This is a genomic window from Schumannella luteola, assembly GCF_013408685.1.
Lineage (GTDB): Bacteria > Actinomycetota > Actinomycetes > Actinomycetales > Microbacteriaceae > Schumannella > Schumannella luteola.
Genome location: NZ_JACBZY010000001.1, coordinates 3,747,051 through 3,754,750 on the forward strand (window position 1 = coordinate 3,747,051; position 7,700 = coordinate 3,754,750).

Consider the following 7,700-nt stretch of genomic DNA (forward strand, 5'->3'; position numbering starts at 1 on the left):
GCGTCCGGGGTACCGAGCGCGCAGGGCGCGGTCGGGTGGGGCGAGAGCGGGGTCGGGTCAGCGAGCGGCGGATCCGCTGATGACCGCGACGTCCCCGGCGGCGCGGGCGCGCCAGAGCAGGAGGGCGACGGCCGCGGCGACGAGGGCGATCGCGGTGAGCGCGAGACCCGGGTAGCCGAGGCCGGCGAGCACGGGGCCGGCAAGGGCGCCGCCGAGCGCGCCCGAGGAGCTCATCACCAGATCCGCGCGGCCCTGGGTGCGGGTGCGCCGGTCGGCACTGGTGGAGGCGGAGACCATCGCCGAGGCCGAGACGGTGGAGGCGCTCCAGCCGAGCCCGATAAGGATGAGCGCGGCGACGACCGCGCCCTCGACCTCGCTGCCGAGCGCCGCCAGCACCAGAGCGAGAAGCAGCGTCCCCTGGCCGAGCGCGATCACCGCGGTGCGTCCGAGTCGGTCGGCGAGCACGCCCCAGAGCGGCGAGAGCGCGTACATGCCCGCGACGTGCAGGCTGATGGTGAGTCCGACGATCTCGAGCGTCGCGCCGCTGTGCGTGAGGTGCACCGGCGTCATCGCCATGACCGAGGCCATCGTCGCGTGACTCAGCGCGAGGATCGCGATGCCGATGCGAGCCGAGCGCGGATCGTCGCGATCGATGGCGGGGGCGGGGCGGGATGCCGGTGTCGACGCGCGCGCGGAGGACGGCGGCTCGGCGGACTTCGGCGGTCCGGCGGGCGAGCCCGCCGCATCCACCTCGGACGACGACGCGAGATCGGCGGCGGGATCGGCGGCAGCACGAGCGGCGGTCGCGTGCGCGAGAGCGCGGGCCAGCCGCAGCGGGTCGGGGCGGAGTCCGAGCGCGTAGATCACCGCTGCGACCGCCTGCGCCGCGATCGTCAGCAGGAAGGGACCCGCGAGCTCGGGGAGGCCGAGCGAGAGACCGAGCCGATTGCCCGCCGAGATGAGATTGGGGCCGACCACCGCGCCGAGCGTCGTCGCCCACACCACGATCGACAGGTCGCGTCCGCGCGTCGACGGCGCCGAGAGATCGGTCGCGGCGAAGCGGGACTGCAGGTTCACCGCCGTTCCGACGCCGATCAGCACGAAGGCGATCAGCAGCAGCGGAAACAGCGACCAGAGCGCGGCGAGGATGCCGAGCACTCCCCCGAGCGCCGCCGTCAGCGCACCCGAGGCGAGCGCCGACGAGCGCCCGGCGCGCTGGGCGAGCGCCGCGAGCGGGATCGCCGCCAGCGCCGATCCGACGGTCGATCCGGTCGTCGCCGAGCCCGACCAGGCCTCGCTGCCGGAGACGAGCGTCGCCAGCAGCGCCCCCGCCGACAGCGTCGACCCCATGCCGAGCCCGGAGAGCACCTGACCGGCCACCAGGACCGAGCGGGTGCGCCGGTGCACGCGCACCGCATCCACCGCCATCGGCAGCTCGGACGGGCTCGAGCTCACGGCGCTACCGGGTCGCCGCGATCACGGGCGGCGTCGGCATCAGCGCGGGTCGCGGTTCAGCGCCGGGTTGGAGAGACGGCCGAGGCCCTCGATGTCGATGTCGACCGTCTGGCCGTGCTCGAAGCTGCCGAGACCGTCGGGGGTTCCGGTGACGATGACGTCGCCGGGCAGCAGCGTCCACACGTCGGTGATGAATTCGATGAGCTCGGGCAGCTTGTGCAGCATCTCGCTCGTGCGGCCGCTGCGGCGCTGCTCGCCATCGACGTAGGTCGTGATCTGCAGGTCGCTCGGGTCGATCTCGGTGTCGATCCACGGGCCGAGCGGGCAGAAGGTGTCGTAGCCCTTCGCGCGCGCCCACTGGCCGTCGGCGAACATCTGGTCGCGGGCCGAGACGTCGTTCGCGATCGTGTAGCCGAAGACGATCGACTGCCAGTCGGCGGCCTTGACCTGCTTGGCGACGCGGCCGATCACGACGGCGAGCTCGCCCTCGTGCACGATGCGCCCCTCCACCGGCGGGATGCGGATCGGGTCGCCAGGGCCGACCACCGCGGTGTTCGGCTTGAGGAAGATGAGCGGGTCGCCGTCGGTGTCCCAGTCCATCGACTTCGCGTGGGCGCCGTAGTTCATGCCGACGCAGACGACCTTCGAGCGCGGGATGACCGGCGCCAGAAGGCGAGCATCCGCGAGGGGGACGCGCTCTCCCGTCGTCTCGTAGCCCGCGAACATCGGGTCGGCCTTGAGGACGACGATGTCGTCGTCATCGATGACTCCGAAACGCGGGTCGTCGTCTCCGGTGCTGAAGCGCGCGACTCTCACCCGACGATCCTACCGACGGGGATGCGGCAACCGTTGAACGATTCCGACAACGCGGTGCCGCGATCGGTGGCGATGAGTGCGGATTCCGCCAATGCAGGACGGCGGATGCGACGGAAAGCGTCGATCTGCATCGCACGCACCCTCGGCGAGATCGCCCGTGACCACTATGACCGCATCCCCCGTCGTGTGCGGGTCGGCCGCGTCGCCGATCAGCCGAAGCGGCCGTTGACGTAATCGGCGGTGCGCTCGTCCTGCGGGTCGCCGAACATCGCATCCGTCGCCCCGTGCTCGACGATGCCGCCGGGCTTGCCGGCGCCGGCGAGGAAGAACGCGCACTGGCTCGAGACGCGCTGCGCCTGCTGCATGTTGTGCGTGACGATGACGATCGTGACCTCGCTGGCGAGCTCGAGCATCGTCTCCTCGATCACACGGGTCGAGGTCGGGTCGAGAGCCGAGCAGGGCTCGTCCATGAGGAGCACGCGCGGCTGGACCGCGAGCGAGCGGGCGATGCAGAGACGCTGCTGCTGGCCGCCGGAGAGTCCGCCGCCGGGCGCGCGCAGACGATCGCGCACCTCCTTCCAGAGGCCCGCCTTCTGCAGCGAGGTCTCGACGAGGAAGTCCTTGCGGGCGCGATCGGCCCGGATGCCGGTGAGCTTGAGCCCGGCGATCACGTTGTCGTAGATCGACATCGCCGGGAAGGGGTTCGGCTTCTGGAAGACCATGCCGATCGCCTTGCGGGCGTCGGTGAGGCGCTTCTGCGGCTCGTAGATGTCGTCACCGTCGAGCAGCACCTCACCGGCGAGGCTCGCCGAGGGCACCAGCTCGTGCATGCGGTTGAGGATGCGCAGGAACGTCGACTTGCCGCATCCCGACGGGCCGATCAGCGAGGTGATCTGGCCGGCCGGCATGGTGAGCGAGACACGATCGAGCACCTGGTGGTCGCCGAACCAGGCGGTGATGCCGCGCGCTTCGAGCATCGCGAGAGGCTCGCGCGGGGTCTCGGGATACGCCGCGGCCGCGGCGGCCTGGTAGCGCCGCTGAAGCCGGCGTCGCCGTAGCCGGGATGACCGACGGCGCCGCGGAGGCGTAGTGCGGGTCGGCTTCGAGCCGCGCGTCGGCGACGGGCGAGGTGGCCTCCGCGCCGCCGAAGCCGGTGGAGGCGTAGCCCGGGGTACGCGGCCGCGGCGGCACCGGGGTCGGGACGGGCGGCACGAAACCGGTCGCGGGCTCGACCAGCGCCGGGGCCTCGGCGGTCGCGGTCGGAGCGGACCCGGTCGGAGCGGCGGCGGTCCCGGTCGCCGGGTTCGCGGCCGCCGGGTTCGCGGCCGCCGGGGCCGGGGTCGCCGGCAGGACCTCGGTCACCGGGTCGCGGTGCGCATCAGTCATGAGAGATCTCCTCGGGATGGATTCAGAGCACGTTCGGCAGCAGCGGCACGATGCGATCGGCGGCGAGCAGCACGGCGAGTGCGACGACGGGGGCTCCGACGAGCCAGGTCTTGCGGCTGCCGACGCGGCGGCGAGCCCAGACGGCGCCCAGGTGAGCGGCGAGCAGGAACTGCAGGGCGAAGACCAGGCTCCAGACCTCGCGGGTGTCGGCCTGCAGCGCGCGCTCCTCCGGAGGCAGCGCTCCCGTGGTGGTCCAGCGGGCGCCCGCATCCATCACCGGGCTGACGAGGCGCGCATCCACGTAGACGACGCCGTTCGGCGCGAAGGCGGGAACCGCGGGCGCTCTGCAGCACGAGCCGGCTGCCGCCGCGGGCCAGCGCGGCCAGGCGTCGGGTCGCCGGCATAGCGCACGCCCGATGACCTCGAAGGTGCTGCTGCCATGGCCGGTGCGCACCGTGAAGCGGTCGCCGGGGGCGAGCTCCTGGATGTGCGAAGCACGGTCCGCACGTACGCCGCCGCGCGCCCCCGTGAGCACGCAGACCACCGGCTGGCCCGGCAGCGGGGGTGTCGCGGCGGTGGGCCGGCGCCGGTCTTGAGGGTGTCCGGAGTCGGTGCCACTCGAAGAGGCACCTCGTTCACCCCCGATACGCGGGATCGAGAGGATGCCGACCCGGGCGAGGTCGAGCGCCGCATCTTGCCGGTGTAGTCGGCTTCGCTGACCGGCGCGCGTGCCGGCGTGCGAGCTGCGCGCGGAAGGCGTCGCGGAGGCGCTGCTGCGACTCGAGGGTGCTGCAGCTGCGAGAGCACGACCACCTGGAGCAGGAAGGCGAAGAGCAGGAGCACCGCGGTGATGATCACGCTGCGCGACACGGCCTGCGCGGGCGACAGGCGGGCGAGCAGCACGGCGGCTTCGGCACGCGGCGCGGGTGTCGCGGCACGGGCGGGTACGCGGTGTATCCGGGTTGGGCGGGCGCGCCTCGACCGGCACCCCGCCGGCAGGTGACGCGGGGAGCGGGGGCCTCGATCACGCTCATGCGAAGGCCTCCTGCACGGCGACGCGAGGGCGACGGACCGCGGCGGAGATACCCCAGCCGCGCCCGCGGCGACGATCACGCCGAGCAGGATCGCCCACGGCGCGATCACGATCGACTGCTCGCGGGTCAGCTTGGCCAGGTCGATGCCGTCGACCGACTTCGGCGGGGGTCGCCTCGAGGTGCGAGGTGACGAAGGTCCACTGCCCGACGCCCTCGACCTGCGTGCGCACGGTGCGGGGCCGGTCTTCGGGGCGAGCACGACGGTGCGCTCGACCGGCCGCCGATGCGGTTGCCGAAGGGACCGGTCATCCAGAGGCGCAGCTTGACCGACATGGCCGAGGATGTGGCCGTTGCGCAGCGTGACCGCGGTGCTGAGCGCGCCCCGGTTCGGCAGCGGCGAGATCTGGTAGCCGAGACGCATCCCGCCGATCGAGAATGCCGCGTCGGCCGCGGCCGAGGCCGCGGGCTTGCCGTCGGGAGTCGCGCCCGTGTCGACGGCGTCGCCGCCACCTGCCGTCGAGCCGGAGCCCGAGGTCGAGCCGAAGCCCGACGAGCCCGATCCCGAGCCGCCGAAGCCGCCCGAGTCGCTGCCGCCGAAGCCGCCGGAGTCGGATCCGCCCGTCGGCGTCGAGCCGTCGTCGGTGACCGTGACCGAGATCGGGTAGTCGCCGCCGCCGTTCAGGTCGTCGGCCGCGAAGGCCGCGACGGGAGCAGCCGCGGTGATCGCGACGGCTGCCGCGCCGACCAGCAGGGCTGCCGTGAGCATCCGCTTCATCGGTCGGCTCCGAGCTTCTCGGGGGCGCCGCTCTGTCGGGGCGACGATGCCTCGCTGCGGGCCTGCTCGGCGACGTGCGCCATCCACGCCTCGGCGCGGCGGCGATCGGCGCGGGCCGCGGAGGCGGGTGACGAGATGACGAGACCGTTCACGAGCAGCACCGCCAGCAGCAGCCAGGGCACGGCCGCGAGCGATGTGCTGCCGCACGGTCGTGACGAGCGGGACCGGATGCTGGATGGAGTCGGTCGAGTTCTGCGGAGCGAGCGTGATCGCTCGGGCACGAGGTATCCCAGCGCGGGAACGCCGTGCAGGTGACGCTCAGCTCGCGCCGGTGCGGGAAGCATCACGGGTAAGTCTGTGGCGGGCCTCGGGCGAGTGAGAGCCTGAATGCCGAAACCAGGTGCGAGGGTGGACCGTACCTCGAGGCCGCGAGGGCGACGTTGCTGTGTTATTCACCGTCATGAACGATCTTCTGGTTCCGTCGAGCGGGTTCCAAGCTGTATGCCGTTAGTCGGCCTTCAATCGAGTTACTGTGAGGCCCCCTCCTGGATGTCACCGGGCACGCGCACGTAGAGGCGCGTCGCGACGCGGCGGTCGACGAGCACCTGCCCGTCGGGGCTGACGGCCGAGAGCACGACGCCGCCGGCGTGGTCGCCGGGGCCGGCATCCGCGGGCACGTCGACCGCGAAGGCGACCGCGCGGGACTCGCCCGGCGCGAGGTCGAGGGTGGCGCGGGGCTGGCCGCCGAAGGTGACCCAGCCGCCGACATCCTTCGCAGTGTCGTCGGTGGGCAGCAGGCCCCAGGAGCCGTCGTCGGTGTTGAAGGCGTCGGTGCCGAAGACGGTGACCGTCTGGCGGGTGGTGCCGGTGTTCTTCACCAGGTACTCGTCGTCGAGGTGCTGACCCGGGCCGACCTGGTAGGTGAAGCGGGTGCGGCCATCGGCGGCGCCGGCCTTCGCGGGCGCGCCCGAGATGCCGATCGTGTCGTCCGCGCGGGCGGAGACGGCCGGGGCGACGCTGAGCAGCGTGGCGGCGGCGACGAGCGCGAGAGCGGCGGCGGCGAGGCGCGCGGCCGGATTCGCGGCGGAGGTCCAGGTGGGCACAGTGTATGAAGCCATCGGTCATTGGCCGCGCGGCGTCCGTCAGGTGAACGCCGACTTAAGTGCGGCCGGGGTGGATCGGGCAGGGCTGAGGCCCCGGACGAGGCCCGCCGTCGCGTGCGACGACGAGCCCGCCCAGGGCCTCGAGAGTGTTACTTCGAGACGAGCGTCAGCGTCACCTTGGAGGTGTACGTGCCGGCCTTCGACTTCGCCGGGGCGACGAAGGTGAGGTCGGCGTCGACGACGCTGGTGCCGCTCGTGCCGGCCGCAGCCGACGCGAACTTGTTGTCACCGGCGGTGCCGGCCTGGTTTCCCGCCGCCGCGGCCGCGGGGCCGGAGGTGACGAGGGGCTTCACACCGAGCTGCTTGGCGTCGATGTCGTCAGCCGAGGTTCCACCGGTGAGGCTGAACTTCGCGACGCCGCTGGTGAGGTCCCAACCGGGGGTCGACGACACGCGGCCGTCCTTGATGGTGACCGAGCCGAGCTTTCCGGTGGAGGTCGAGAGACCGTTCACCAGGGCCGCGGTGCCGAGGGTCGCCTTCGCGCCGGCAGGAACCGAGAGCTCGAGCGCGCCATCCTGCGCCGCGACGGTCGTCGCCGAGACGTCGACCGAAGCGGTCTGCGTGCCGGCCGGCGGGTCGGTCGGCGTGGTCGACTCGGCGGGCGAGTCGAAGGTGTAGGTGTCGGTGCCCTTGACGATGTGGACGGTGTTGAAGATGACGCCGCCGTCCGCGATGGCCGTGCCGGTGTTCTTGGTGAACGCGATGCCGACGCTGTAGTCGCCACCGATCGCCTGGATCGACGCCGCGTTGCCGTTGGTGAGGCTCGCCAGGTCGGCGCTCGGCAGCTGGACGTCCTTGGTTCCGCGCTTGAAGGCGCCGGCTCCGGTCGCGATCCAGTTGGTGATGGTGCGCTCCTCGCCCGGCTTGGAGAGGAACATCACGACCTCCTCGGCGTCAGTCGAACCCTTGAAGTTCGACCACGTCGCGGTGGGGCTGGCCACAGGGCTGTCGCCCCAGTGGAGCACCGTGTCAGCCGCGTACGGCTGAAGGGTGGTGCCGTTGAGGGTGTACCACTTCGCGGCAGAACCGGCAGGGGTGGCCGTTGCGGCGTTGCCGCCGCGACGGGGCTGA

9 protein-coding genes are annotated in these 7,700 nt (G+C 72.5%); 1 reads left to right on the forward strand and 8 read right to left on the reverse strand.

Annotation, left to right across the window (positions count from 1 at the left end; translation table 11 throughout):
* Window positions 1-57: 57 nt before the first annotated feature.
* From BJ979_RS17235 to BJ979_RS17250, 5 genes are all read right to left on the reverse strand, one after another.
* A complete protein-coding gene (locus BJ979_RS17235; RefSeq protein WP_343046630.1) occupies window positions 58-1,455 on the reverse strand; it encodes an MFS transporter in 1,398 nt (465 codons plus the stop codon).
* Between the two features lie 39 nt (window positions 1,456-1,494).
* Window positions 1,495-2,271, reverse strand: a complete 777-nt coding sequence (locus BJ979_RS17240) for a fumarylacetoacetate hydrolase family protein (RefSeq protein WP_179566694.1) — start codon at window positions 2,269-2,271, stop codon at window positions 1,495-1,497.
* Complete coding sequence (locus BJ979_RS18005) at window positions 2,268-2,402, reverse strand: hypothetical protein (protein WP_281360917.1); 135 nt, start codon at window positions 2,400-2,402, stop codon at window positions 2,268-2,270. Before BJ979_RS18005 ends, BJ979_RS17240 begins: the two co-directional genes overlap by 4 nt.
* A 78-nt stretch (window positions 2,403-2,480) precedes the next feature.
* A complete protein-coding gene (locus tag BJ979_RS17245) occupies window positions 2,481-3,248 on the reverse strand; it encodes a phosphate ABC transporter ATP-binding protein (protein ID WP_179569823.1) in 768 nt (255 codons plus the stop codon).
* Window positions 3,249-3,679: 431 nt separating this feature from the next.
* A complete protein-coding gene (locus BJ979_RS17250) occupies window positions 3,680-4,192 on the reverse strand; it encodes a hypothetical protein (protein ID WP_179569825.1) in 513 nt (170 codons plus the stop codon).
* 966 nt (window positions 4,193-5,158) lie between these two features.
* Between BJ979_RS17250 and BJ979_RS17255 the strand changes: the two genes are divergently transcribed.
* Window positions 5,159-5,356, forward strand: coding sequence for a hypothetical protein (locus BJ979_RS17255; protein ID WP_179569827.1), 198 nt, complete (start codon window positions 5,159-5,161; stop codon window positions 5,354-5,356).
* A gap of 106 nt (window positions 5,357-5,462) precedes the next feature.
* On the opposite strand, the gene BJ979_RS17260 is transcribed toward BJ979_RS17255, so the two are convergent.
* The 3 genes from BJ979_RS17260 to BJ979_RS17270 form a co-directional block, all read right to left on the reverse strand.
* A complete protein-coding gene (locus BJ979_RS17260; protein WP_179569829.1) occupies window positions 5,463-5,648 on the reverse strand; it encodes a hypothetical protein in 186 nt (61 codons plus the stop codon).
* Window positions 5,649-5,993: 345 nt separating this feature from the next.
* Window positions 5,994-6,584: a hypothetical protein gene (locus BJ979_RS17265; RefSeq protein WP_179569831.1), complete on the reverse strand. Its 591-nt coding sequence runs from the start codon at window positions 6,582-6,584 to the stop codon at window positions 5,994-5,996.
* A gap of 134 nt (window positions 6,585-6,718) precedes the next feature.
* The coding region (locus tag BJ979_RS17270) for a hypothetical protein (RefSeq protein WP_218853522.1) at window positions 6,719-7,700 on the reverse strand (982 nt) is incomplete at its 5' end.